This is a genomic window from Streptomyces sp. NPDC057099, assembly GCF_042671245.1.
In the GTDB taxonomy this organism is placed as follows: Bacteria; Actinomycetota; Actinomycetes; order Streptomycetales; family Streptomycetaceae; genus Streptomyces; species Streptomyces purpurascens.
In genome coordinates, this window is the sequence record NZ_JBHUTX010000067.1 from 1 (window position 1) to 23,141 (window position 23,141).

A 23,141-nucleotide genomic window follows, 5' to 3' on the forward strand; every position below is an offset into this window, starting at 1 on the left:
GGCGGCCCCGGGGGGGGCGGGGGGCGGCAACCCCGGGGGGGGCGCCCCCGGGGGGCGGGAGGGCGTGCGGGCGGCGGCGACGGCGACCCGGCTCCCGGAGCACCGGACCCCGGCGGCCGGGCAGGACGGCTGGACCGCGACCCTGCGGGCCGGGCTCGCCGAGGCCCGCGCCGACCGGTCCGTACGCGGCGCGATCCTGCTGGTCCCGGCCGTCACCGCCGTGTGGGGCGCCCTCGACGAGTACACGCCGCTGCTGGTCCGGGACACCGGTGTCCCCGACGCGCTGGTGCCCCACCTGCTCCTGCTGATCTGGGCGGGCGCCACCGCCGGAGGACTGCTGGCCGGGGCGGGCGAACGCCTCGGCACGAAGGGCCTCGCGGCGCTGCTCGCGGGCGCGGCACTCGCCCTGGCCGTGGGTGCCGGTGCCGGCACCGTGGCCGGAATCGCCCTCGTGGCGCTCGCCTTCGGCGGCTTCCAGGCGGCGAGCGTGCTGGCCGACGCCCGGCTCCAGCAGCGCATCGACGACTCCGGCCGGGCCACCCTCACCTCGGTCGCCGGTCTGGGCACCGACCTGGCCACCGTCGCCGTGTACGTCGGCTACGGGGCGCTCGGCACGGCCACCGGACACGGCACGGCCTTCGTGTGGTTCGCCGTGCCGTACCTGGTGACCGCGCTGCTGCTGGCTGCTAGAGGTCGGGCTGCCAGGGGGTGACCGAGAAGTCGCCGGTCCCCTTCTTGACCTTCTCGAAGGGCGCCGAGCCCACGCACTTGGGCAGGCCCTTCGTCTCGACCGGGGTGCCCGTCGAGGCCCAGCTGTAGCCCAGCCGGTCGCGGTGGCCGAGGTCGTGCACGGTGATCCCGACCCGCTTGCCCTTCGCGCCGGGCAGGTCGGAGGAGGTGATGACACCGGAGACGACGGCCACCTTGCCGCCGGTGAGCAGGCAGTCGACCTTCGCCTTAGCCCGGGCGCCCTCGCCGTTCAGGTAGTGGCTCCACTCGAAGGTGCCGGTGGCCTTCATCGGGTCGGCCTTGTCCTTCGCGGCCAGGTGCGCGTCGAAGGAGAAGGTGATGTCGTCCCCGGCCGAGCGGTACAGCTTGGCCTCGCCGGTGAGCGCGGCGGCCTCACGGGCCTGCGCCGGTAAGCCGGAGGACCCGGAGTCGGAGGACCCGGAGTCGGAGGATGCGGCGGCGGATGCCGCCGCGGCGGTGGCGGTGAGCAGCAGCGCGGCCCCGAACACGGCGGTCTTCGTACGGCGGTTCATGGCGGTCCTTTCCGAAGAGGTGCAGGTCGCTGGAACGCACACCACTGTCCCGGCACGGCGCCCACGCCACATCGCTCCGGGGACGTCACCCCGCCTCCGCCGCCCGGCGGGGAGTACCGCACGGGCCTGCGCCCGGGGGATGACGGGACGTGCGACCGCGGGGCTTGCAACGAATCGCCGTCGGCCCCCCGAGGGACGCAATGATCAGCTCATCGGCGCGCAACGGCTGCTCCTTGTCCGCCCGAGCCCGCCGACCGTACCGTCTACCAGGCCCCCGAAATCCCCCGCGTCCCGGTGAGGAACACGCATGCGCACCGCCCTGCTCCAGAGCTCCGGCCGCCCCGGCTCGACCGTCGAGAACCTCAAGGTCCTCGACGAGGCCGCCGGCCGGGCCGCCGCCGCGGGCGCCGGGCTGCTGGTCACGTCGGAGATGTTCCTGACCGGGTACGCGATCGGCGACGACATCGGCCGCCTCGCCGAGCCCGCCGACGGGGACTGCGCGGACGCCGTCGCCGAGATCGCGACCGCCCACGGCCTCGCGGTCGCCTACGGCTACCCCGAGCGCGCGGGCGACGCCGTGTTCAACTCCGCCCAGCTGATCTCCGCCGACGGCACCCGTCTCGCGAACCACCGCAAGACCCACCTCTTCGGCTGCTTCGAGCGCGACCACTTCACCCCGGGGGACCAGCCGGTCGTCCAGGCGGAGATCGACGGTCTGCGCGTCGGGATCCTGATCTGCTACGACGTGGAGTTCCCGGAGAACGTCCGCGCCCACGCGCTCGCCGGTACCGACCTGCTGCTCGTCCCCACGGCCCAGATGCACCCGTTCCAGTTCGTCGCCGAGTCGATGATCCCGGTGCGTGCCTTCGAGAACCAGATGTACGTCGCGTACGTCAACCGGGTCGGCCGGGAAGGCGAGTTCGAGTTCGTGGGACTGTCCACGCTCGCCGGGCCCGACGGGGTCGCCCGCACCCGGGCCGGACGGGGCGAGGAGCTGGTCCTCGCCGACGCCGACCCGGTCCTCCTCGCCGCGTCCCGCGAGGCCAACCCGTATCTGCTGGACCGGCGCCCGGGCCTGTACGGGTCGCTCGCCTGATCCCCCCACACCTGTCTGTTTCTTCTGCAAGGAGTCCGTACCCCATGACGTCCACCGTGCCCAACGCCGTCGAGCACGCAGACGCGCAGCAGCCGCCGATCACCATGTTCGGCCCGGACTTCCCGTACGCCTACGACGACTTCCTCGCCCACCCGGCGGGTCTCGGGCAGATACCCGCGACCGAGCACGGCACGGAGGTCGCGGTCATCGGTGGCGGTCTGTCCGGCATCGTCGCCGCGTACGAGCTGATGAAGATGGGCCTCAAGCCGGTCGTCTACGAGGCGGACCAGATCGGCGGCCGGCTGCGGACGGTGGGCTTCGACGGGTGCGACGAGTCCCTCACCGCCGAGATGGGCGCGATGCGCTTCCCGCCGTCGTCCACGGCGCTCCAGCACTACATCGACCTGGTCGGTCTTCAGACGCAGTCCTTCCCCAACCCCCTCGCGGAGGCGACCCCGTCGACCGTCGTCGACCTCAAGGGCGAGTCGCACTACGCCGAGACGGTCGCCGACCTGCCCCAGGTCTACCGGGACGTCGCCGAGGCGTGGAACAGGTGCCTGGAGGAGGGCGCCGACTTCTCCGACATGAACCGGGCCCTGCGCGAGCGGGACGTCCCGCGCATCCGCGAGATCTGGTCGCGCCTCGTCGAGAAGCTCGACAACCAGACCTTCTACGGCTTCCTCTGCGACTCCGAGGCCTTCAAGTCCTTCCGGCACCGCGAGATCTTCGGCCAGGTCGGCTTCGGCACGGGCGGCTGGGACACCGACTTCCCCAACTCCATCCTGGAGATCCTGCGCGTCGTCTACACCGAGGCCGACGACCACCACCGCGGCATCGTCGGCGGCTCCCAGCAGCTGCCGCTGCGCCTCTGGGACCGCGAGCCCGCGAAGATCGTCCACTGGGCGCAGGGGACCTCGCTCGCGAGCCTGCACGAGGGCGGCGAGCCCCGCCCCGCGGTGACCCGGCTGCACCGCACGGCCGGCAACCGCATCACGGTGACCGACGCGCGCGGCGACATCCGCACCTACCGGACGGCGATCTTCACCGCCCAGTCCTGGATGCTGCTGTCGAAGATCGACTGCGACGACTCGCTCTTCCCGATCGACCACTGGACGGCCATCGAGCGGACCCACTACATGGAGAGCTCCAAGCTCTTCGTGCCCGTGGATCGGCCCTTCTGGCTGGACAAGGCCGTCGACGACAGGGGAAATCCGACCGGCCGGGACGTCATGTCGATGACGCTCACCGACCGGATGACGCGCGGGACCTACCTGCTCGACGACGGCCCGGACAAGCCCGCCGTCATCTGCCTCTCCTACACCTGGTGCGACGACAGCCTGAAGTGGCTGCCGCTGTCCGCGAACGAGCGGATGGAGGTCATGCTGAAGTCGCTCGGCGAGATCTATCCCAAGGTCGACATCCGCAAGCACATCATCGGCAACCCGGTGACCGTCTCCTGGGAGAACGAGCCCTACTTCATGGGCGCGTTCAAGGCCAACCTGCCCGGCCACTACCGCTACCAGCGGCGCCTGTTCACGCACTTCATGCAGGAGGAGCTGCCCGAGGACAAGCGCGGCATCTTCCTCGCAGGCGACGACATCTCCTGGACGGCCGGCTGGGCCGAGGGAGCCGTCCAGACCGCCCTCAACGCGGTCTGGGGCGTCATGCACCACTTCGGCGGCACGACCGACCCGACCAACCCGGGGCCCGGCGACGTCTACGACGAGATCGCGCCCGTCGAACTGCCGGAGGACTAGGAGGACCAGCAGGACCGGAGCGGCGGCTCGGGCAGGGGCGTGAGCAGCATGCGCCCCGCGAGGCCCGCAGCCGCGTCCAGGTGCTCGGTGAACTCCTGGGCCACGTCGGGGAGTCCGCGCAGTGCCCACAGGGCCCGGGCCGCCGTCCAGGTGGCGTCCCGGGCGCGGTCCAGGCTCCAGGAGCCGAGCAGATGGGTCAGCGGGTCGGCGATCTGGAGAAGATCGGGGCCCGGCATCAGATCTTCGCGGATGCGCTCCTCCAGCGAGACGAGGAGATCGCCCACCGTGTCGAACTCGTCCTCCAGCTCGGCGGGTGCGCAGTCGAGCGTACGGCAGGTGTCCACGACGGCCAGCGCGAGATCGTGCCCGATGTGCGCGTTGATGCCCGCGAGGGCGAACTGCAACGGCCGTACCCCGGGATGGCGGCGGAACTGGAACAGCGGCCGCCAGCAGGCGGGTGGGCGCCGCTCTCCGGCCGCCGCTGCGACGGCCTCCAGGTACCGCTCCGCGAACCGTACGTCCAGCGTGATCGCGGCATGCGGGTCCGCGAACCGCCCCGTGTCGATGCACCGGTCCACGGCCTCCGTCACGGCGAGGTAGACGCGGTTGAAGACGGCCACCCCGTCCCGGGGGTGCAGGGCCGCGTCGAGGGCGCGCATACGGGAGATGACTCCGTCGACCGGAGTGTCCACGGCTGTGGGGACTTGTTCGCATCGCGGCATGCGGGCAGAGTCCCAGCTCTAGGCTGGCGGGAGTACCGGCTGGCCCGGCGCTTCCCCGAAACGGGGGAACGCCGCCCGCCGCAGGGGGAGGGGGAGCAGCACCGTGTCAGGCTTACGTGCCCAGCGCCTGGCCGCCCGCAGGGCCGAGCGCAGGCGCGCCGCCCGGCGCGGCGCGATGGTCGTGGCGGCCTCCGTCGTGGTCGCGGTCGGCGTGGTCGCCGGGGCGCTCTCCGCGGTCGACGACCGGCGATCCTCGGACGAGGCCCGGACTCCCGAGGTGTCCGCCTCGCCCCGCTTCGCGCCCCTGCCCGCGGTGCCGTCGGTGTCCCCGTCGGTCTCCGGCTCCGCCTCGCCCACACCGTCCTCGACGAAGAGCGCCGTCCGCGCGCCCTCGTCCCCGAGGACGGAGACCAAGAAGCGGAAGGCGGCCGGTGTCGTGACCGGACGGCTCTACCGCCACCCCGACTCCCAGGTGCTCGACTGGATCCGGGCCCACGACGGCGATCCGCGCCACGCGGTCATAGCGTCCCGCATAGCCGAGCGGCCGGCCGCCGTCTGGTTCGCCGACTACTCCCCGGACACGCTCACCGCCCGGGTCGCCGCGGTGACGTCCGGCGGCGCGGCACAGGGCCGGGTGCCCGTCGTCGTGCCGTACGCGATACCCGGCCGGGACTGCGGCGGCCACTCCCAGGGCGGGGCGCCCGACCTGGACGCGTACGACGCCTGGATCGACCGGTTCGCGGCCGGGCTGGGCTCCGGCGAGGTCATCGTCGTCCTGGAGCCGGACTCGGTCGCCCAGACCGAGTGCCTCTCCGCCGGTGCACGCGCGGACCGCTTCGCCTCGCTGGCCCGGGCCGGCCGCGTCCTGAAGGACGCCAACCCCCGGGCACGCGTGTACTACGACGCGGGACACTCCGGCTGGAACGCGCCCGGCAAGCAGGCGGCATGGCTGCGGCAGGCCGGTGCCGCCTCGCCCGGGTCCTCCGACGGGATCTTCAGCAACGTCTCCAACTTCCACACCACGGCCGACGAGGTCGCCTACGACCGGCGGGTCCTGGACGCCCTCGGCGGCCCGGAAAGCCTGGGCGCCGTCATCGACACCAGCCGCAACGGCAACGGCGCCCCGGCCGAGGGGGAGTGGTGCGACCCGTCGGGCCGCAAGCTCGGCCGGACCCCGACCCTCGGCACCGGCGAGGCCCGGATCGACGCCTACCTGTGGGTGAAGCTGCCCGGGGAGTCGGACGGCTGCAAGGGCAGGCCGGGGACCTTCACGGCGTCGTACGCGTACGACCTGGCCTCGCCGTAGGACGCCTCGCCGTAGACGCTACGACTTGGAGTCGTCGTAGGAGGAGGCGCCCTCGTCCAGCAGCGGATGCTGCGTCTTCAGATGGGCCGGGGCGAAGGCCCGCAGGGCGTGGTAGCCGGTGATGACGACGATCGTGCCGAGCGCGATGCCGCTCAGCGAGAACGTGTCCGTGAACTCCATGGAGACGTTGCCGACGCCGATGATGATGCCCGCAGCCGCCGGGACCAGGTTCAGCGGATTGCGCAGATCCACCCGGGCGTTGAGCCAGATCTGGGCGCCGAGCAGGCCGATCATGCCGTACAGGATGACGGTGATGCCGCCGAGCACCCCGCCCGGGATCGCCGCGACGACCGCGCCGAACTTCGGGCAGACGCCGAACAGCAGGGCGAAGCCGGCGGCGGCCCAGTAGGCGGCCGTCGAGTAGACGCGGGTCGCGGCCATCACGCCGATGTTCTCGGAGTACGTGGTGTTGGGCGGGCCGCCGACCGCGGTGGACAGCATCGAGCCGACGCCGTCGGCCGAGATCGCCGTGCCGAGCCTGCTGTCCAGCGATTCGCCGGTCATCTCGCCGACCGCCTTCACATGCCCGGCGTTCTCCGCGACCAGCGCGATGACGACCGGCAGGGCGACCAGGATCGCCGACCACTCGAAGGACGGGCCGTGCAGCGTCGGCAGTCCGATCCAGTCGGCCTTGTCCACGCCGGAGAGATCGAGCCGCCAGTGGTCGGTGAGCTTGCCGCTCGCGTCCACCGAGTGGATCTTGCCGAAGACCAGGTCGAACACCCAGGAGATGCCGTATCCGAAGACCAGCCCCAGGAAGATCGCGATCCGGGACCAGAATCCGCGCAGGCAGACGACCGCCAGGCCGGTGAACAGCATCGTCAGCAGGGCCGTCCACTGGTCCTGGGGCCAGTACGTCGAGGCCGTCACCGGGGCCAGGTTGAAGCCGATCAGCATCACCACGGCGCCGGTCACGATCGGCGGCATCGTGGCGTGGATGATCCGCGCCCCGAACCGCCGCACGGCGAGCCCCACCAGGAACAGCGCGGCGCCGACGACGAAGACCGCGCCGGTGACGGTGGCGCTGCTGCCGCCCTGCGCGCGGATGACCGCCGCCACCCCCACGAAGGACAGCGAGCAGCCCAGGTAACTGGGGACGTGGCCGCGCGTGGCCAGCAGGAACACGACGGTCGCGACGCCCGACATCATGATCGCGAGATTGGGGTCCAGGCCCATCAGGACCGGAGCCACGAAGGACGCCCCGAACATGGCCACCACATGCTGGGCGCCGAGCCCGGCCGTGCGGGGCCACGAGAGCCGCTCGTCGGGGCGGACCACCGCGCCGGGCGCCGGGGTGCGTCCGTCGCCGTGCAGTTTCCAGCGGACGCCGAGATCCATGGTGCGGTTTCGCTTTCGTCGTGCGTGCGAGTATCCGGACCATTGTCCGGGTGCGTCGGCGATGCCGGTGACCGGGGCCGATCAGGGCCTCCGCGTGTCCACCCGGACCGGGTGCCGGCTCAGGGCCGCAGGTCGGGAACCGCCGCCGCGTCCGGCCGGCTGATCTTCGCCCGGTCGCCCGGGCGCAGCACCCGCGCGAACGCCACCAGGCCGCAGGACAGCAGCGTCACCAGGCAGAACGACACCATCAGACTGGTCGCCTGGGCCAGCATGCCGATCGCGCTCGGCGCGATCAGTCCCGAGGTGTACGTGATGGTCGCGACGCCCGCGATGGCCAGGCTCGGGTTGGAGCCGCTGCGGCCCGCCGCCGCGAAGCACAGCGGTACGACGACCGCGATGCCCAGGCCCATCAGAGCGAACCCGCTCATGGCCACCGCCGGACGGTCCGCGACGACGATCAGCAGACCGCCGAGCACGGCGAGCACACCGCTGACCCGTACGGTCCGTACGGCACCGAAGCGGTCCACGACCCGGTCGCCGGCGAACCGGGCGATGGCCATGGTGAGCGTGAAGCCCGTCGTGCACGCCGCCGCGAGACCCGCCGAGGTCTCCAGCTGTTCGCGCAGATAGACCGCCGACCAGTCCAGACTCGCGCCCTCGGCGAACACCGCGCAGAACCCGATCGCGCCGATGAGCAGCGCCGACCGGGGCGGCAGCGCGAACCTCGGGGGCGGCTCCTCGTCCTCGGCGGGCTGGAGATCCAGCACCCACCGGCAGGCCGCCACCCCGATGACGGTGAGGACCGCGGCGGCCAGTACGTGGTGCAGCCGGGCGTCCGAACCGAGGTGCGCGGCGAGGGTGCCGGCCGCCGAGCCGATCAGGGCACCCGCGCTCCACATACCGTGCAGCCCGGACATGATCGACCGGCCGAGGCGGTTCTCGACCTCGACGCCCAGCGCGTTCATCGCCACATCCGCCATGCCCGCCGTCGCGCCGTAGGTGAACAGGGCCAGGCAGAGCGTGAGCAGGTTCGGGGCGAGGGACGGCAGGACCAGCGCGAGGGTCCACAGGGCGATCAGTCCGCGCAGCGCGTTGCGGGCTCCGAACCGGTGGCTGACGCTGCCGGCGAGCGGCATCGCGACGGACGCGCCGAGCGCGGGGAAGGCGAGCGCGATCCCCAACTGCCCGGCGCTCACGCCCGCGTGGTCCTGGATCCAGGGCACGCGGGTGGCGAACGAGCCGGTCACGGCGCCGTGCACGGCGAAGACCGCGGCCACGGCGTACCGGGACCGTTTCACCTCGCGCAGTTCGTCGACCACGTTGCCCATTCTGCGGTCCCCCTCCAGGCCTCTGCCGTGTCTCTGCCGCGCTCGCGTCAGGCGGCCGTAAACTATCAGGAACCCTGCCTGATAATAAGAGGGTTTCCCGGCGGGCCACGGCCGACGGACCCGCCGATCTGGAAGGATCCCGGCATGCCCGCATCCCCGAGCACCGCCCGGGCCATCAACGACCGGCTCGCCCTGCGTCTGCTCCAGCAGGAGGGCCCGCTGACGGCAGGGCGGTTGAAGCAGCTCACCGGTCTGTCCCGGCCGACCGTCGCCGACCTCGTCGAACGCCTCACCGTCATGGGTCTGATCACGGTCGTCGGGGAGGCGGGGGAGCAGCGGCGCGGGCCCAACGCCAAGGTGTACGGCATCGTCGCCGACCGGGCGCACCTCGCCGCGCTGGACATACGCACCGAGGGTGTCTCCGTGGCCGTCGCCGACCTGGTGGGCCGGGTCCTGGCCGAGGAGTCGGTGCCCATCACGGGTGACATGGGAACGGGTCCCGCCGTGGAACAGGCGGTCGCGCTGGTCGAGCGGGTGGTGAAGGAGGCCGGTGCCGACCGGCTGCACACCGTCGGCATCGGGGCGCCCGGCCTGATCGACCCGGCCAGCGGCGAACTCCGTGACTCCTCCGGGCTGCCGGAGTGGCACCGGCGCCTGGTCGCCGCCCTCCAGGAGCGGCTGCCCGAGGCACGGGTGAGCGTCGAGAACGAGACCAACCTCGCGGCGCTGGCCGAGCAGCGCGACGGCGCCGCCCGGGACCGGGACACCTTCGTCCTGCTGTGGCTGGGCCACGGCACGGGCGCGGCCGTGGTCCTCGACGGCGCGCTGCGCCGCGGTGCCTCCGGCGGCACCGGCGAGATCGGCTTCCTCCCGGTCCCGGGCGCGACCACGCTCCCGTCCGCGACGGACTGCGAGGGCGGCTTCCACGGCCTGGCCGCGGCGACCGCGGTCGTGGACCTGGCGGCGGAATGCGGGGTGCCGGCCAAGCCGGGGCAGGAGCCGTCCGAGGTGGGGGTCGTACGGGCGGCCGTGGGTGTGGTGCGGGGTGCGGTGGGGCAGGCGCGGGCGACGGAGGGCGAGAGGTCCCGGCCCGAGAGCCCGGACGGGACGCCTGAGCCCTCGGACCGTTTCCTCGACGCCCTGGCCGATCGTCTCGCCGTCGGAGTCGCCTCCGTGGTGGCGATCCTGGACCCCGGGTGCGTGGTGCTCGGGGGTGAGGTCGGGCAGGCCGGTGGCGAGGAGCTCGCCGGCCGGGTGCAGGACCGTATCGCCCGGATGACGCCGCTGCCCACGGAGGTACGGACGACCACCCTGGGCGGCGGCGCTGTCCTGCGCGGCGCCCTCCTCACGGCCCGTGACCGCGCTCAGGAGGAACTCTTCACTCCCGGGCAGCGGCCGGACCAGCGCTGGTAGGAGGCCCCCGGGCCTCCCGGCCGAACCTCCGTGCCCGGGACGGCCGCTTCTCGTCAGCACCTCCGCCGAGCCCGGGACCGCCTGCCCTCCGTCTGCACCCCCTACGGCCGGAACCCTCCGGCCGTGCCCGGGCCTCCGGCTGCGCCCGGGTCCCCCGCTACGCCCGGGACCGCCCGCTCCCCGTCCGCACCTGCCCGCCCCCGAACCGCCGCGCCAGATACTCCTCGAACGTCCCCGTGCCGACCGCCCGCCGCGGCGTCAGATGACCCCCGCTCCGGAAGCCCCGGTACGCCGCTCCCCACAGCGGTACGTTCACCACCGCCCGCCGCCGGCCGGACGCCTTCAGATACGCGCGGGCCAGCGACTCGAACGTCCGCACCTCCGGCCCGCCCATGTCCTCGACCCGCCCCGCCGGTTCACCCGCCGCCAGCTCGACCAGCCGGTCCGCGACCTCGGCCACCTCGACCGGCTGGTCCCGGACACCGGCCGGCAGGAACAGGACCGGCAGCTTCGACAGCCCCTGCAGCGCCATGACCAGCAGGTCGTGGAACTGCGTCGCTCGCAGCACGGTCCAGCCGAGCCCCGACTGCTCGACCATCCGCTCCACGGCGAGCTTGCTCTTGTAGTAGCCGAAGGGCACCCGGTCGACGCCCACGATCGAGATGTAGACGAGGTGCCGCACCCCGGCCCCGCGCGCCGCCCCGATCAGGTTCGACGCCGCCTGCTCATCGCCCTTCTGCGCCGACGCGCAGTGCACGATCGTGTCCACACCGGCGACGGCCGCGTCCAGCGCGCCCCCGCCCTCCATCAGGTCGACCGCGTACGGCTGGGCGTGCCGGCTGAGCACCCGCACCTCGTGCCCGTCCGCGCGCAGCCGCTCGGCGACGAGCCGGCCGAGTGTTCCGGTGCCGCCGGTCACCAGGATCGTGGTCATGCTGGTCAGTCCCTTCGAAGGCCCGGGGGCTCCGGCCGGAGCGCCCCTCGTCAGCTGAGACCGAACACCCCCCGCCGAATGTGACAGACCCGCCCGGCGATCCCGCGACCGCGCCCGACGCGTCCTACGCCCGGGCGAGCTGACGCCGTGCGAACACCAGCTTCTCCGGGTTGACCACGGCTCGCACCCCGGTGACCAGCCCGTCGCGCACCTCGAAGGCCGCCAGCCCGGCGAGCGTGTCGCCCGCCCAGGTCGCCAGGCCTGTCGCGCCGTTGACCTCGACCGGCACGAACTCCAGGCCCACCGAGAACTTCGGGCCCCCGCCCGCCAGGAAGTGGGCGATCCGGGGACCGCCCTCGATGGGCCACCGGGCCGCCGTGACCTTGCCGCCACCGTCGCTCCACCACGTGGCATCGGCCGCGAGCAGCTTCTCCAGCCCGGCCAGGTCGCCCTCGCGGGCCGCCGTGATGAACGACGTGACCAGCTCCTCCTGCTGCTCGGACGCCGGCTCGAAACGGGCCTGCGGCTCGCCCACCCTCCGCACGGCCCGCCGGTACAGCTGACGGCAGTTCGCCTCGCTCAGATCCAGGACCCCGGCGATCTCCCGATGCCCGTACCCGAACGCCTCCCGCAGCACGTACACCGCCCGTTCGGTCGGCGTGAGCCGTTCCAGCAGCACCAGCATCGCCATCGACACGGCGTCCCGCTGCTCGGCCGACTCCAGCGGACCGAGGGCGCCGTCCCCGGTGACCACCGGCTCCGGCAGCCAGGTACCGACATATCGCTCGCGCCGGGCGCGCGCGGACGTCAGCCGGTTCAGGCAGAGGTTCGTGACGACCTTGGCGAGCCAGGCCGCCGGACGCTCGATCTCCGCGCGGTCGGCGCCGCTGTACCGCAGATACGCGTCCTGGACCGCGTCCTCGGCCTCCTCGGCGGAGCCCAGCAGCCGGTAGGCGAGCGAGAACAACCGGGGCCGGTGGACCTCGAACTCGTCGGCGATCGTGGTGGTCATGGGGCTCACCCTGCCAGAACGCCGTCCGTGCGGCGTGGGAAGGCCCGGCGACGGGCAAGGGCCGTCGTCACCGCCGCCGGGCCGGTCATGGGGGGCATGCCAACCCTGGAGCCCGACCCTAGAAAGGACTAGACCACACCGTCAATAGGTGCGTACCAATCCCGGTGAGCATGACGCCACAGTCTGTGAGGCAGCCCACACCGATCGCCTCTTTGAACGTCGATCAGGCGTGGCACACTTGCCGTGTACCAGTAGCAGCGCACTCCGGGGTCGGTGAAAGTCCGAACCGGCGGTTACAGTCCGCGACCCGGTCGCCTCCAGCGATCGGTTGACCAGGTGAAATTCCTGGACCGACGGTTAAAGTCCGGATGGGAGGCAGTGCGCGGCGGGCAGGCATACGTGCGTGCCGCCGAAGTGGTCCGTCCCCTCGGGGCGGGCTCCGTCCGGCGTCGCCCCCGGTGTCTCTGCTCGTACATCTGTCGTCATCGACAGCCCCGGAGTCCGTGCCCCGATGTGGCAGGAGGACCCGGGAAGTGTTCACCGGAATCGTCGAAGAGCTGGGCCAGATCACGGCCGTCGAGACCCTCGACGACGCCTGTCGCTTCCGCCTGCGCGGTCCCGTCGTCACCCAAGGCGCCAAGCACGGCGACTCCATCGCGGTCAACGGCGTCTGCCTCACGGTCGTCGACCACGAGGGCGACGAGTTCACCGCCGACGTCATGGCCGAGACCCTCAACCGCTCCAGCCTGGGCGCCCTCGCGGTCGGCACCCGCGTCAACCTCGAACGCCCCATGGCCGTCGGCGAACGCCTCGGCGGGCACATCGTGCAGGGCCATGTCGACGGCACCGGCGAGATCCTGGAACGCAAGCCGTCCGAGCACTGGGAGATCGTGAAGATCTCCCTCCCCGCGGACCTCACCCGCTACGTGGTCGAGAAGGGCTCCATCACCGTCGACGGCATCAGCCTCACGGTCGTGGACGCCGGCCCCGACTACTTCACCGTGAGCCTCATCCCCACCACCCTCGCCCTGACCACGCTCGGCCACAAGGGCCCCGGCGACCCGGTCAACCTCGAGGTGGACGTCATCGCCAAGTACGTCGAGCGGATGCTGGGCGACCGTGCGCAGGGCGACCGTGTGCAGGGGGTGGACCGGTGAACTGGCTCAACTCCGAGGCCTTCTCGCTCTTCGGCCAGCACATCAAGTGGTCGGACATGATCGGCAACGTGATCGGTCTGATCGGCCTGGCCTTCGGCTGGCGCCGCTCCCTGTGGACCTGGCCCGCCCAGTTCCTCTCCGGCCTCATCCTCTTCGCGGCCTTCGCCACCGCCCACCTCGCGGGCAGCGCCGGCAAGCAGATCGTCGTGATGCTCGTCGCCACGTACGGCTTCTGGCAGTGGAACCGCGGCCGGCAGCAGGCCCAGGACGGCTCCATCGCCGTACGGTTCGCCACCTGGCGCGAGCGCGGGGCTCTGGCCGGCGCGGCCGTCGTCGGCACCCTCGCGGTCGGCGGCCTGTTCACCGCCTTCCCGACCCTCTCCTGGGACCCCTGGCCGGACGCGTACATCTTCGTCGGCACCGTCGTCGCGATGTACGCCCAGGCCCGCGGCATGGTCGAGTTCTGGTTCGCCTGGCTCCTGGTCGACCTGGTCGGCGTCCCGCTGAACTTCGCCAACGGCTTCGCCTTCTCCGGCTTCGTCTACATCATCTACGGCGCGCTCGTCCTGTGGGGCCTGCGCGACTGGTGGCTGCGCTCGCGCGCGGCAGCACAGCCCACCCTGGAAGGAGCGCCGGCATGAGCGCCGCAACCGTCCTGTACACCGATGACCTCGACGACAACGAGGACTTCGCGCTCGACCCCGTCGAGCAGGCCATCGCCGACATCGCGGCCGGCCGCCCCGTCGTGGTCGTCGACGACGAGGACCGGGAGAACGAGGGCGACCTCGTCATCGCCGCCGAGAAGGCGACCCCCGAGATCGTCGCCTTCATGATGAGCGAGTGCCGCGGCCTGATCTGCGCCCCCATGGAGGGCGACGAACTCGACCGGCTGCGGCTGCCGCAGATGGTCGAGGACAACACCGAGTCGATGAAGACCGCGTTCACGGTCTCCGTCGACGCCTCCGCCGCGCACGGCGTGAGCACCGGCATCTCGGCCTCCGACCGCGCCACCACGCTCCGACTGCTCGCCGACGGCGTCACGGGTCCCGACGACTTCGTCCGCCCCGGCCACATCTTCCCGCTGCGCGCCCGGCCCGGCGGGGTCCTGACGCGCAACGGCCACACCGAGGCCGCCGTCGACCTCGCCCGCCTCGCGGGCCTGCGTCCGGCCGGAGCGATCGTCGAGATCGCCGGCGAGGACGGCACCATGCTGCGCCTGCCCGAGCTGATCCCCTTCGCCCGCAAGCACGGCCTGACGATCATCTCCATCGAGGATCTGATCGCCTACCGCCGCGGCAGCGAGCCGACCGTCCGCCGCGAGGCCAAGACCCGACTGCCCACCGCCCACGGCACGTTCACGGCGTACGGCTACCGCTCCACCGTCGACGGCGTCGAGCACGTCGCCCTCGTGCACGGGGAGATCGGCGACGGCCAGGACGTCCTCGTCCGCGTTCACTCCGAGTGCCTCACCGGCGACGTCTTCGGCTCCGCCCGCTGCGACTGCGGCCCCCAGCTGGACGCCTCCCTGGCCCGAATCCAGGCCGAGGGCAGGGGAGTGGTGGTCTACCTGCGCGGACACGAGGGCCGCGGCATCGGCCTGATGTCCAAGCTGCGCGCCTACGAACTCCAGGAGCGCGGCCGCGACACCCTCGACGCCAACCTCGAACTCGGCCTGCCCGCCGACGCCCGCGACTACGCGGCCGGCGCGCAGATCCTGGCCGACCTCGGTGTGCACGGTGTGCGGCTGCTGACCAACAACCCCGACAAGACCGACGCGCTCGTCCGCCACGGCATCGACGTCACCGCACGCGTGCCGATGCCCGTGAGCGCCGGCGAGCACAACCTCCGCTACCTGCGCACCAAGCGGGACCGGATGGGCCACGACCTGCCCTGGCTCGACACGACCACCGTGCCGGCCTGCAGCAACCAGTAAGAGAGCAAGAGGGAGAGACGTGAGCGGCAAGGGTGCACCGGAACTGTCCGTACGCAATGTGGGTGACCTCAGGGTCGCCGTCATCGCGGCACAGTGGCACGAGAAGGTGATGGACGGTCTGGTCGACGGCGCCCTGCGCGCCCTGCACGACCTGGGCATCGACGAGCCGACCCTCCTCAGGGTCCCCGGCAGCTGGGAGCTCCCGGTGGTCGCCAAGGTCCTCGCGGGCCGCGGCTACGACGCGATCGTGGCCCTGGGCGTCGTCATCCGCGGTGGCACGCCCCACTTCGAGTACGTGTGCCAGGGCGTGACCCAGGGCCTGACCCAGGTGTCGGTCGAGACCGGCGTCCCCATCGGCTTCGGCGTGCTGACCTGCGACACCGATGAGCAGGCCCTGGACCGCGCGGGCCTGCCCGGCTCCAACGAGGACAAGGGGCACGAGGCGGTGACGGCGGCGGTGGCGACCGCGGCCACCCTCCGCTCGGTATCCGAACCCTGGCGCTGAGGCGCCCCCTACACCGCGTAGGCTAGGCGTCACCATGTCCAAGAAGACGTTCGAGGAGCTCTTCACCGAGCTCCAGCACAAGGCCGCCCAGGGCGATCCCGCCACTTCCCGCACCGCAGAGCTGGTCGAGAAGGGCGTCCATGCCATCGGCAAGAAGGTCGTAGAAGAGGCCGCCGAGGTCTGGATGGCCGCCGAGTACGAGGGCAAGGAGGCAGCAGCCGAGGAGATCTCGCAGCTGCTCTACCACGTCCAGGTGATGATGGTCGCCCGCGGCATCTCCCTCGACGACGTCTACGCCCACCTGTAAGCCGCGGTCCGCCGCACCCGTTCCCGTAAGACACCACGCAAAGGAAGCCGACCTCATGCTGCGCATCGCCGTCCCCAACAAGGGTTCCCTGTCCGGCCCTGCGGCGGAGATGCTGCATGAGGCCGGCTACCAGCAGCGCCGGGAATCCAAGGAGCTGCGGATCGTCGACCCGGTGAACGAGGTCGAGTTCTTCTACCTCCGCCCCCGCGACATCGCCATCTACGTCGCCTCCGGCCAGCTGGACATCGGCCTCACCGGACGCGACCTGCTCATCGACTCGGGCGCCGAAGCCGAGGAGATCCTCCCCCTCGGCTTCGCCCGCTCCACCTTCCGCTACGCCTGCAAGCCCGGCACCGTCGAGGGCCTCGCGGACCTCGCCGGCAAGACCGTCGCCACCTCCTACGAGGGCATCGTCGCGGCGCACCTCGCCGACCACGGCATCGACGCCTCCGTCGTCCACCTGGACGGCGCCGTCGAGACCGCCATCCAGCTCGGCGTCGCCCAGGTCATCGCGGACGTCGTCGAGACCGGCACCTCGCTGCGCAACGCCGGCCTCGAGGTCGTCGCCGAGCCGATCATGAAGTCCGAGGCCGTCGTGATCCGCCGCACCGGCGCGGACGCCGACGACCCCAAGGTGCAGCAGTTCCTGCGCCGCCTCCAGGGCGTCCTGGTCGCCCGGACCTACGTGATGATGGACTACGACTGCCGCGTGGAGCAGCTGGAGAAGGCCGTCGCCCTCACCCCCGGTCTGGAGTCTCCGACCGTCTCCCCGCTGCACAACGAGGGCTGGGTCGCCGTCCGCGCGATGGTCCCGGCCAAGGAGGCGCAGCGGATCATGGACGACCTCTACGACATCGGCGCCCGGGCCATCCTGACCACGGCCATCCACGCCTGCCGTCTCTGAGGGGCGTACACCGATGTCCGATCTGCCCACCCTGCCCGTCACGTTCCGGCCGGGCAGCACCCGAGCGGTGCTGCTCACCGCCGCCGTCGCGATCCTGGTCGTCATCACGGCCGTCGCGATGCTGCTGAAGCAGCTCAGCCCCGCCGAGCGCCTCAGCTTCGTCCTCACGGCGCTTCTGCTGGACGCGGTGCTGCTCCTGCTGGCCCGGCCCAAGGTCGTCGCCGACGAATCGGGCGTCACCGTGGTGAACCTCACGAACAAGCGCCGGCTGGAGTGGGCGGAGATCCTTCAGGTGACCCTCCGGCCCGGCGACCCCTGGGTGTTCCTCAACCTCAGCGACGGCACCAGCCTGCCTGTCCTCGGTATTCAGCCGGGTATCGCCAGGCAGCGGGCGCTCGCCGACGCCCGGGCCCTGAGGGCGCTCGCCGAGGCCCGTTCCGTGGCGCACGAGCGGCCTCGGAGCTGACTCGGGCAATCCACAGGGCGGCCGCCACTGCCGCACCGGGCCGTGTCTTGATTAATCTGTTGGCGGAGGCGTGAACGGATGCGTCTCCGCCTCTGCTGCCCCGCCCGGTGCACCGAGGCTCCTGCTAACCGAGGAGTGACCCTCTCCGGCGATGGACGGATCGTCCTGTAGTACCTGCGCCGCCCCCTGCCGACATAGCGCGGACCTCGTTGTCGAGGTACGCGACTTTGCGGAGGCGGCGGCATCATGACCACCCCCCTGCTGCTCCTGGCAGCCGCGTTCCTGCTGATTCTCGCCAACGGATTCTTCGTGGCGGCCGAGTTCGGACTCGTGACGGTCGAGCGGCCCGAGGCCGAGAAGGCCGCCGCCGAGGGCGACCGGCGCGCCCACCGCGTCGTCGAGTCGCTCAAGGAACTGTCCTTCCAGCTCTCCGGCACCCAGCTCGGCATCACCATCACCTCGCTCGTCGTCGGCATGCTCGCCGAACCGGCGCTCGCTGAGCTGCTGCACGGCCCGTTCACCTCGATCGGCATCCCCGAGGGAGCCGTCTCCGGTGTCACGGTCGTCGTCGGCATGCTGCTGGCCTCCGCCGTGCAGATGGTGATCGGCGAACTCCTGCCCAAGAACTGGGCGGTGTCCAGACCGCTTCAGGTCGCGCGCTTCGTCGCCGGCCCGCAGCATGTCTTCGCCCGCCTCTTCCGCCCGGTCATCGCCGGCCTCAACGCCGTCGCGAACCGGCTGGTACGCGCCCTGGGCATCGAGCCCGCCGAGGAGCTGGCCTCCGCCCGCACCCCCGGCGAACTCGTCTCCCTGGCCCGTCACTCGGCCCGGGCCGGCGCCCTGGAACAGGACACGGCCGACCTCTTCGTCAGAACCCTGTCGCTGGGCGAGCTGACCGCGCAGCATGTGATGACGCCGCGCGTGAAGGTCAGCGCCCTGCAGTCCTCGGCCACCGCCGAGGACGTGGTCAACCTGACCCGCGCCACGGGCCTGTCCCGCTTCCCCGTCTACCGGGAGAAGATCGACGAGGTGGTCGGCATGGTCCACCTCAAGGACGCCCTGGCCGTGCCCGTGCGGGACCGGCTGCGCACCCCCGTGGGCCGCATCGCCCGCCCGGCGCTGCTCGTCCCCGAGACGCTGCCCGTACGGCCGCTGCTCGCCCGCCTGCGCAGCGAGCAGCCCATCGCGGTCGTCGTCGACGAGTACGGCGGCACCGCCGGCGTCGTCACACTGGAGGACATCGTCGAGGAGATCGTCGGCGAGGTCCGTGACGAGCACGACGGACACGACCTGCCCGAGCTGGCCTCCGCACCGCCGGAGGACGGCAGGCCCGCCTGGGACGTCGACGGCAGCTGCCGTGTCGACATCCTGCTGCGCATAGGCCTCGACGTGCCGGAAGGCCCGTACGAGACCGTCGCGGGCCTGATCGCCGATCTGCTGGGCCGTATTCCGGCCGTCGGCGACAAGGCGGAGCTGCCCGGCTGGCGGCTGTCGGTGCGCCAGGTCGGCCACTACCGCGCGGAGCGGGTCCGGCTCGTGCGAACGGCCCCGGTGGCCGCCATGGTGGAGGCCGTCCGATGAGCGTGCTCCAACTTCTCTTCGCCGCGCTGCTCGTGCTCGCCAACGGCTTCTTCGTCGGTGCCGAGTTCGCGCTGGTCTCCGTACGCCGCAGCCAGATCGAACCGCTCGGCACCGCCCGCGCCCGGCAGGTCCTCTACGGGCTCGAGCGGCTGCCGCAGATGATGGCGGCGGCCCAGTTCGGCATCACGATCTGCTCCCTCACCCTCGGCGCGGTCGCCGAACCGACCGTCGCGCATCTGCTGGAGCCGGTCTTCGAGTGGATCCACCTGCCGCACGGCATGATCCACCCGCTGACCTACGTCATCGCGCTCGCCGCGGTGGTCTTCTTCCACCTCGTCATCGGCGAGATGGTCCCGAAGAACCTGGCGATGGCGGCCCCCGAGAAGGTCGCGCTGTGGCTCAGCCCCGGCCTGGTCTGGTTCGCCCGCTTCTGCAAGCCGATCACCGCCGCGCTCGGCGCCGTCTCCCAGGGCATCCTGCGGCTCTTCCACGTCGAGCCCAAGGACGAGGTCGAGGCCGTCTTCACCAGCGAGCAGCTCAACCGGCTGGTGGAGGACGCCGGCCAGGCGGGCCTGCTCGACCCCGAGGAGGCCGAACGCCTGGAGGACGCTCTGGAGCTGGGCTCGCGCCCGGTGACGGACGTCCTGCTGAAGCGCGAGTCCCTGGTGACGGTCAGCCCGTCCGTCACCCCCGGGCGCATCGTCGAGCTCACCGCCCGGACCGGGTACTCCCGGTTCCCGGTCGCGGCGGAGACCGGCGCGTTCATGGGCTATCTGCATGTGAAGGACGTCCTGGACCTGGAGCACTCCGACCGGGCCGTGCCGCAGCAGTTGTGGCGGCCCATGACGACCCTGCGGTCCGAGCTGCCGCTGGACGACGCGCTGACGGTGATGCGTCGGGCCGCGACGCACCTGGCCCAGGTGGCCGACGGGTCGGGGAAGGTGCTCGGGCTGGTCGCGCTGGAGGACGTACTGGAGCTGCTGGTGGGGGAGGTGCGGGATCCCGCGCACCGGGAAGTCCCCGAGATCAGGCTGACGGAGCCGAGGTCCGGCGAGGAGGTTCTGGCGACGTAGGCCGGCCGTCCCACGCCGCTTCTCACAGTCCGGGCGGAGCCTGCGGTCCCCGCCCGGACAGCACCTCCCCGTACGCCTGCATCAGATCCGGCAGCCGCAACGTCGCCAGATCCTCCCTGCCCAGCACCCCGGGATACACGGACAGCCGCAGATCCCGGTACGCGCAGCTCTTCTCGTACAGGGTCCGCAGGAACCGCCCGTTGCCCAGTTCGTCGATCCATCCCTGGTCGACCACATGCCCGGCGATGGACCGCAGCTCGTCGAGGGACTCCTCGTCCCACAGGTCGCCGTTCTCCGCGGCGAGCACCTTGCCGATCTCGGTGAGTTCGAGCGGACGGTAGGAGGGGAAGTCGACGCGGGTGGTGAAGCGTGAGGACAGCCCGGGGTTCGCGGCGAGCAGGCGGTCCATGCCCTCCGGATAGCCGGCCAGGATCACCACGAGATGGTCGCGGTTGTCCTCCGCCCGCTTCAGCAGCACCTGGAGCGCCTCGTCGCCGTACGCGTCGCCCTTGCCGTAGCCCGAGTTGGACAGCGAGTACGCCTCGTCGACGAAGAGGACGCCGCCGAGGGCCGAGTCGATCAGCTCGTTGGCCTTCACGGCCGTCTGCCCGAGGTACTCGCCGACCAGGTCGGCCCGCTGGGCCTCCACGAGATGGTCGCCGCCGAGCAGCCCGAGGGCGTAGAAGACACGGCCGAGGATGCGGGCGACGGTGGTCTTGCCGGTGCCGGAGGGGCCGGAGAAGACGAAGTGCCGCTTGGGCGGCTGGACCGGCAGTCCTTGCCCGGCCCGCAGCCGGGCCATGTTCAGCTGCGCCGACAACGCCTTGACCTGGCGTTTCACCGGCTCCAGCCCCACCATGCGCTCCAGCTCGGCGAGTGCCTCCTCCAGTAAGGCGGGATCGGTGGGCCCGGCGGGCAGGGACGGTGCCGGGGAGAACTTCTCGCGCACGGCCGGGTCCGTCTCCGGCGGCAGGGGAGCGGAGCCCGGCGGCTCGAGGTCGGGCAGCCTCAGGTCGCGGCCCTCGGTGCCGAAGAGCGGGTCGAAGCCGTCCGGCCCGTCCACGGTGTCCTGGCCGAGGCCCGGGAGCGTGATCGCCGCGAGGTCGGTGGAGTCGTCGTACCCGTCGCCCTCGGCGATCGCGGCGAGCCGGGCCGAGGTGTCCATGAAGGCCGGGTCGACGCGGTGCACGGCCCGGTACAGGGGGAGCGCGGCGGCGCTGCGGCCGGTGCCCTCGTGCGCCCGGGCCAGCCAGTAGCGCAGCTCCTTGCGCTGGGGCTGCTCGCTGCGGCAGCGCATCAGCGCGGCGGACAGCAGCGGTTCGGCCTGGCCGTACATCTCCAGACGGACCCGGGCCATGCCGCCGAAGAGCCCCGCCTCGATGCCGAGCATCGGGTCGTCGACGAGCGGGTCGGTGTGACGGACCAGCTGCTCCCAGTCCTTGACCAGATAGGCGCGGCAGGCGTGCAGGAAGCGGACCTGGGCGTCGGTGTCCACCGGCGGCAGCCCGGCGAGGGCCCGGTCCAGCTCGGGGACATGGCGGCCGTCCAGCCAGTGGGAGGCGTGCGCGAGCAGCAGGTCGCGGGGGCTCTCCAGCACCGGCTGCACCCACCAGCCCAGCCAGTACCAGGAGTTGAGGGTGCGGCGATAGCGGGAGCGCTGCTCCCCGAAGCGGTCCCGGTGCCGGAACATCCTGAGCAGCGCGGTCGTCGTGTCGACGCGCAGCGCGTGCAGCCCGAGCCAGCCGTCGGCCATCCCGGGGTCCATCCGCACGGCGGCGCGGAACTCCTCCTCCGCCTGCGGATAGGCGCCCATGGTGTAGGCATCGACGCCTCGCAGCCAGGCGAGGTCGGCCGGGGCCTGCGGGCCCTGCGTGCCGAAGTCCATCACGTCCCCCACGAACCGTGCCCCCGTCGGTATGCCAACGAGCCGTCCCCCCGGCCGGCTGTCCTGCTCGAAACGCTGTGCCACGGACCGGAGTTGCGAGGTGCGCGGAGCAACCGTCCGTAGGTCGCGACGAGGGCATCGTACCTGCGGCGGCGGCGCCCCCGAAGGGTGCCGCACGGGCCGTTCGGCGAGGTGGGAGCGGATGCGGCGCACTCGCGCACGGTGACCGAGTGTGAGCGTTCAGCGTCTCGCGGGGCCCGGAAAAACGGAAGAAGACAGAACGAAGCCCCCGATCACGGGGGAACAACCGGGGGCTTCGCGTCTGTGGGCGGCTCCGAATGGCCGCACATTGAGAACGTAAGTCCTGTACGGCCCACCGGTCAAGCCGAGTTGAAGCACTCCGGCAAGTTCCACCGCAAGCGCCTTCACAAGTTCAGCACACTGCGGGCGGACCGTCACCGTGCGTGAGAAACTGGTCCGGTCCAACCGTCCCAGCAGGTCCCGGAAACACCTCGTACCCCTTGTCTCCCTGCCGTACCAGGAGATCGGCGAAGGGCCGCGAGGGATCGTCGGCGAAATGCCGGCGTTCCGCCGGGACCCATCCGTCCCAGAACTCCCGCTGTTCCTCCCCGTCCCGCGACCGTCCCCGCGCCCAGGCCTCCTCGCGCGGCAGCTCCATCCACAGCAGCAGGGCCAGACGGGGCCGCAGCGCCCGGCGTCCCGCGCCGACGCCCTCGACGAGGATCACCGGCGCGGGCGGCAGGGGGAGGGGAGGGCCGAAGCGGCGGGCCCGCCAGTCGTAGGGGGCGTAGCGCGCGGTCCGGCCGTCGGCCAGCGGCTCGATCACCTGGTCCAGCAGCCGTCCGGTCCAGCCGAACAGTTCCTCGTGGCTGGCGATGTCGTCGAGGCGCAGCACCGGTGCGCCGCCGAGCGCCCCGGCCAACTGCTCGGCGAACGTGCTCTTCCCGGATCCGGCGTGCCCGTCGACGCCGACGAGCCGGACCGGGCCGCAGGAGGGGGAGAGACGGCTGATCCGGGAGGCCAGGTCACGGACGGCGGGCCCCGGCGCGGGGCGGAAGGACGGATTCATCTCGCGCAGCAC

The 23,141-nt window shown here is 72.0% G+C and carries 21 protein-coding genes, 1 pseudogene and 1 riboswitch; of the genes and pseudogenes, 14 read left to right on the forward strand and 8 right to left on the reverse strand.

Translation table 11 applies throughout. The annotated features are described in order from the left end of the window. Nucleotides 1-712: pseudogene (locus tag ACFT4A_RS39525) on the forward strand (MFS transporter); the annotation flags it as partial. Here the strand turns inward: ACFT4A_RS39525 and ACFT4A_RS39530 are convergent. Beyond that, on the reverse strand, nucleotides 687-1,262 hold the full coding sequence (locus tag ACFT4A_RS39530) for a Repetin (protein ID WP_382840689.1): 576 nt from the start codon (nucleotides 1,260-1,262) through the stop codon (nucleotides 687-689). The pseudogene ACFT4A_RS39525 and the gene ACFT4A_RS39530 overlap by 26 nt on opposite strands. 307 nt (nucleotides 1,263-1,569) lie before the next feature. Between ACFT4A_RS39530 and ACFT4A_RS39535 the strand changes: the two genes are divergently transcribed. Both ACFT4A_RS39535 and ACFT4A_RS39540 read left to right on the forward strand, forming a co-directional pair. Beyond that, complete coding sequence (locus ACFT4A_RS39535) at nucleotides 1,570-2,358, forward strand: carbon-nitrogen hydrolase family protein (protein ID WP_382840691.1); 789 nt, start codon at nucleotides 1,570-1,572, stop codon at nucleotides 2,356-2,358. 44 nt (nucleotides 2,359-2,402) lie between these two features. Then, on the forward strand, nucleotides 2,403-4,115 hold the full coding sequence (locus ACFT4A_RS39540) for a flavin monoamine oxidase family protein (protein ID WP_382840693.1): 1,713 nt from the start codon (nucleotides 2,403-2,405) through the stop codon (nucleotides 4,113-4,115). Here ACFT4A_RS39540 and ACFT4A_RS39545 read toward each other — a convergent pair. Then, on the reverse strand, nucleotides 4,112-4,837 hold the full coding sequence (locus tag ACFT4A_RS39545; RefSeq protein WP_382840696.1) for a DUF5995 family protein: 726 nt from the start codon (nucleotides 4,835-4,837) through the stop codon (nucleotides 4,112-4,114). The genes ACFT4A_RS39540 and ACFT4A_RS39545 overlap by 4 nt on opposite strands. Nucleotides 4,838-5,012: 175 nt before the next feature. Here ACFT4A_RS39545 and ACFT4A_RS39550 point away from each other — a divergent pair, with 175 nt between their 5' ends. After that, entirely contained in the window at nucleotides 5,013-6,143 is a 1,131-nt protein-coding gene (locus ACFT4A_RS39550) for a glycoside hydrolase family 6 protein (RefSeq protein WP_382840753.1), read from the forward strand. Nucleotides 6,144-6,161: 18 nt separating this feature from the next. Here the strand turns inward: ACFT4A_RS39550 and ACFT4A_RS39555 are convergent, their stop codons facing one another. Together ACFT4A_RS39555 and ACFT4A_RS39560 are read right to left on the reverse strand one after the other, a co-directional pair. Beyond that, on the reverse strand, nucleotides 6,162-7,541 hold the full coding sequence (locus tag ACFT4A_RS39555) for a uracil-xanthine permease family protein (RefSeq protein ID WP_382840698.1): 1,380 nt from the start codon (nucleotides 7,539-7,541) through the stop codon (nucleotides 6,162-6,164). A 119-nt stretch (nucleotides 7,542-7,660) separates the two neighbouring features. Further along, nucleotides 7,661-8,869, reverse strand: a complete 1,209-nt coding sequence (locus ACFT4A_RS39560) for an MFS transporter (RefSeq protein ID WP_382840701.1) — start codon at nucleotides 8,867-8,869, stop codon at nucleotides 7,661-7,663. A 144-nt stretch (nucleotides 8,870-9,013) separates the two neighbouring features. Between ACFT4A_RS39560 and ACFT4A_RS39565 the strand changes: the two genes are divergently transcribed. Continuing rightward, nucleotides 9,014-10,282 carry an ROK family transcriptional regulator gene (locus tag ACFT4A_RS39565; protein WP_382840704.1) on the forward strand — a complete coding sequence of 423 codons (1,269 nt, stop codon included), beginning with the start codon at nucleotides 9,014-9,016 and terminating at the stop codon, nucleotides 10,280-10,282. A gap of 157 nt (nucleotides 10,283-10,439) precedes the next feature. On the opposite strand, the gene ACFT4A_RS39570 is transcribed toward ACFT4A_RS39565, so the two are convergent. Next, a complete protein-coding gene (locus tag ACFT4A_RS39570; protein WP_382840706.1) occupies nucleotides 10,440-11,216 on the reverse strand; it encodes an SDR family oxidoreductase in 777 nt (258 codons plus the stop codon). Nucleotides 11,217-11,340: 124 nt separating this feature from the next. After that, nucleotides 11,341-12,228, reverse strand: a complete 888-nt coding sequence (locus tag ACFT4A_RS39575) for an RNA polymerase sigma-70 factor (RefSeq protein WP_382840708.1) — start codon at nucleotides 12,226-12,228, stop codon at nucleotides 11,341-11,343. Nucleotides 12,229-12,483: 255 nt separating this feature from the next. Beyond that, nucleotides 12,484-12,614: riboswitch (FMN riboswitch) on the forward strand. A gap of 147 nt (nucleotides 12,615-12,761) precedes the next feature. Between ACFT4A_RS39575 and ACFT4A_RS39580 the strand changes: the two genes are divergently transcribed. The 9 genes from ACFT4A_RS39580 to ACFT4A_RS39620 all read left to right on the forward strand — a co-directional run bounded on the left by ACFT4A_RS39580 (nucleotide 12,762) and on the right by ACFT4A_RS39620 (nucleotide 20,154). Further along, complete coding sequence (locus tag ACFT4A_RS39580; RefSeq protein ID WP_382840710.1) at nucleotides 12,762-13,385, forward strand: riboflavin synthase; 624 nt, start codon at nucleotides 12,762-12,764, stop codon at nucleotides 13,383-13,385. After that, nucleotides 13,382-14,026: a nicotinamide riboside transporter PnuC gene (locus ACFT4A_RS39585; protein WP_382840712.1), complete on the forward strand. Its 645-nt coding sequence runs from the start codon at nucleotides 13,382-13,384 to the stop codon at nucleotides 14,024-14,026. Before ACFT4A_RS39580 ends, ACFT4A_RS39585 begins: the two co-directional genes overlap by 4 nt. Beyond that, on the forward strand, nucleotides 14,023-15,318 hold the full coding sequence (locus ACFT4A_RS39590; protein WP_382840714.1) for a bifunctional 3,4-dihydroxy-2-butanone-4-phosphate synthase/GTP cyclohydrolase II: 1,296 nt from the start codon (nucleotides 14,023-14,025) through the stop codon (nucleotides 15,316-15,318). Before ACFT4A_RS39585 ends, ACFT4A_RS39590 begins: the two co-directional genes overlap by 4 nt. A gap of 19 nt (nucleotides 15,319-15,337) precedes the next feature. Continuing rightward, nucleotides 15,338-15,823: a 6,7-dimethyl-8-ribityllumazine synthase gene (gene ribH / locus ACFT4A_RS39595; protein ID WP_215122671.1), complete on the forward strand. Its 486-nt coding sequence runs from the start codon at nucleotides 15,338-15,340 to the stop codon at nucleotides 15,821-15,823. 34 nt (nucleotides 15,824-15,857) lie between these two features. Continuing rightward, a complete protein-coding gene (locus ACFT4A_RS39600; RefSeq protein ID WP_003988914.1) occupies nucleotides 15,858-16,130 on the forward strand; it encodes a phosphoribosyl-ATP diphosphatase in 273 nt (90 codons plus the stop codon). Nucleotides 16,131-16,185: 55 nt separating this feature from the next. Then, nucleotides 16,186-17,034 carry an ATP phosphoribosyltransferase gene (hisG, locus tag ACFT4A_RS39605; protein ID WP_382840717.1) on the forward strand — a complete coding sequence of 283 codons (849 nt, stop codon included), beginning with the start codon at nucleotides 16,186-16,188 and terminating at the stop codon, nucleotides 17,032-17,034. Nucleotides 17,035-17,047: 13 nt separating this feature from the next. Continuing rightward, a complete protein-coding gene (locus ACFT4A_RS39610) occupies nucleotides 17,048-17,500 on the forward strand; it encodes a PH domain-containing protein (protein WP_382840719.1) in 453 nt (150 codons plus the stop codon). 246 nt (nucleotides 17,501-17,746) lie between these two features. Further along, nucleotides 17,747-19,081 carry a hemolysin family protein gene (locus tag ACFT4A_RS39615; RefSeq protein WP_382840721.1) on the forward strand — a complete coding sequence of 445 codons (1,335 nt, stop codon included), beginning with the start codon at nucleotides 17,747-17,749 and terminating at the stop codon, nucleotides 19,079-19,081. Then, nucleotides 19,078-20,154, forward strand: a complete 1,077-nt coding sequence (locus tag ACFT4A_RS39620) for a hemolysin family protein (protein ID WP_382840723.1) — start codon at nucleotides 19,078-19,080, stop codon at nucleotides 20,152-20,154. Before ACFT4A_RS39615 ends, ACFT4A_RS39620 begins: the two co-directional genes overlap by 4 nt. Before the next feature lie 22 nt (nucleotides 20,155-20,176). Here the strand turns inward: ACFT4A_RS39620 and ACFT4A_RS39625 are convergent, their stop codons facing one another. Continuing rightward, nucleotides 20,177-22,039, reverse strand: a complete 1,863-nt coding sequence (locus ACFT4A_RS39625; RefSeq protein WP_382840726.1) for an AAA family ATPase — start codon at nucleotides 22,037-22,039, stop codon at nucleotides 20,177-20,179. Between the two features lie 433 nt (nucleotides 22,040-22,472). Further along, entirely contained in the window at nucleotides 22,473-23,129 is a 657-nt protein-coding gene (locus ACFT4A_RS39630; protein ID WP_382840756.1) for a uridine kinase, read from the reverse strand. Between the last annotated feature and the right edge of the window lie 12 nt (nucleotides 23,130-23,141).

What these genes read in the sequence shown, in the direction of transcription:
- ACFT4A_RS39530 (WP_382840689.1), bottom strand. Translation starts at nt 1,262, where the DNA reads ATGAACCGCCGTACGAAGACCGCCGTGTTCGGGGCCGCGCTGCTGCTC.
- ACFT4A_RS39535 (WP_382840691.1), top strand. Translation starts at nt 1,570, where the DNA reads ATGCGCACCGCCCTGCTCCAGAGCTCCGGCCGCCCCGGCTCGACCGTC.
- ACFT4A_RS39540 (WP_382840693.1), top strand. Translation starts at nt 2,403, where the DNA reads ATGACGTCCACCGTGCCCAACGCCGTCGAGCACGCAGACGCGCAGCAG.
- ACFT4A_RS39545 (WP_382840696.1), bottom strand. Translation starts at nt 4,837, where the DNA reads ATGCCGCGATGCGAACAAGTCCCCACAGCCGTGGACACTCCGGTCGAC.
- ACFT4A_RS39550 (WP_382840753.1), top strand. Translation starts at nt 5,013, where the DNA reads ATGGTCGTGGCGGCCTCCGTCGTGGTCGCGGTCGGCGTGGTCGCCGGG.
- ACFT4A_RS39555 (WP_382840698.1), bottom strand. Translation starts at nt 7,541, where the DNA reads ATGGATCTCGGCGTCCGCTGGAAACTGCACGGCGACGGACGCACCCCG.
- ACFT4A_RS39560 (WP_382840701.1), bottom strand. Translation starts at nt 8,869, where the DNA reads ATGGGCAACGTGGTCGACGAACTGCGCGAGGTGAAACGGTCCCGGTAC.
- ACFT4A_RS39565 (WP_382840704.1), top strand. Translation starts at nt 9,014, where the DNA reads ATGCCCGCATCCCCGAGCACCGCCCGGGCCATCAACGACCGGCTCGCC.
- ACFT4A_RS39570 (WP_382840706.1), bottom strand. Translation starts at nt 11,216, where the DNA reads ATGACCACGATCCTGGTGACCGGCGGCACCGGAACACTCGGCCGGCTC.
- ACFT4A_RS39575 (WP_382840708.1), bottom strand. Translation starts at nt 12,228, where the DNA reads ATGACCACCACGATCGCCGACGAGTTCGAGGTCCACCGGCCCCGGTTG.
- ACFT4A_RS39590 (WP_382840714.1), top strand. Translation starts at nt 14,023, where the DNA reads ATGAGCGCCGCAACCGTCCTGTACACCGATGACCTCGACGACAACGAG.
- ACFT4A_RS39600 (WP_003988914.1), top strand. Translation starts at nt 15,858, where the DNA reads ATGTCCAAGAAGACGTTCGAGGAGCTCTTCACCGAGCTCCAGCACAAG.
- hisG (WP_382840717.1), top strand. Translation starts at nt 16,186, where the DNA reads ATGCTGCGCATCGCCGTCCCCAACAAGGGTTCCCTGTCCGGCCCTGCG.
- ACFT4A_RS39610 (WP_382840719.1), top strand. Translation starts at nt 17,048, where the DNA reads ATGTCCGATCTGCCCACCCTGCCCGTCACGTTCCGGCCGGGCAGCACC.
- ACFT4A_RS39615 (WP_382840721.1), top strand. Translation starts at nt 17,747, where the DNA reads ATGACCACCCCCCTGCTGCTCCTGGCAGCCGCGTTCCTGCTGATTCTC.
- ACFT4A_RS39620 (WP_382840723.1), top strand. Translation starts at nt 19,078, where the DNA reads ATGAGCGTGCTCCAACTTCTCTTCGCCGCGCTGCTCGTGCTCGCCAAC.
- ACFT4A_RS39625 (WP_382840726.1), bottom strand. Translation starts at nt 22,039, where the DNA reads ATGGACTTCGGCACGCAGGGCCCGCAGGCCCCGGCCGACCTCGCCTGG.
- ACFT4A_RS39630 (WP_382840756.1), bottom strand. Translation starts at nt 23,129, where the DNA reads ATGAATCCGTCCTTCCGCCCCGCGCCGGGGCCCGCCGTCCGTGACCTG.